Origin of the sequence: Thermobrachium celere DSM 8682 (assembly GCF_000430995.1) — a bacterium.
Lineage (GTDB): Bacteria > Bacillota > Clostridia > Clostridiales > Caloramatoraceae > Thermobrachium > Thermobrachium celere.
On the sequence record NZ_HF952007.1, the window covers coordinates 1 to 524 of the forward strand.

At 35.5% G+C, this 524-nt stretch carries 1 protein-coding gene and 1 pseudogene; both read right to left on the reverse strand.

Annotated elements, in window-relative coordinates; translation table 11 throughout:
* A partial coding sequence (locus TCEL_RS13715; RefSeq protein WP_198010622.1) for an Rrf2 family transcriptional regulator occupies positions 1 to 145 on the reverse strand: 145 nt, incomplete at its 3' end.
* A 42-nt stretch (positions 146 to 187) separates the two neighbouring features.
* Positions 188 to 524, reverse strand: a pseudogene (kal, locus tag TCEL_RS13720) (3-aminobutyryl-CoA ammonia lyase); the annotation flags it as partial.

Below are 524 nucleotides of genomic sequence, written 5' to 3' on the forward strand. Positions count from 1 at the left end.
GAGCACTAAAAAGTTGCTCAAGATAATATTCTGAAATATTTTGTCTTTCTGAAATAGTCTTTATCGATAAAGGCTCATTGCCATAGTTTAATGCAAGCTCAAACATAGCCTTAACTCCATACCGACCCCTAGTTGATAACTTCAAATTAATCACCTCTAATTTAATTCCGAGTAAAATAATATGAATTTTAAATCTTTGTTTATCCTTTGGAACAACGCAAGTTCCAGATGCTCTACAAACAACGATAGGCTCTTCTAGTACATCACATGCAGAATCATTTCCAGGAATATTTGCAGAAGTTATAACTTTTCTAGCTTCAAATTTCATCTTTCTTGATGTGTTTCCAACCTCAACAATTTCACCAATAGCTTCAATATAATCTCCAGCATAAACAGGAGCTAAGAATTCAACGCTGTCGTAGGCTCTGAAAAGCCCTTCGTCTCCGTCATGGCGAATTAAAAGTTCAGTTGCTACATCTCCAAATAGTTGAAGCATTTTTGCTCCATCTACTAAGTTTCCTGCA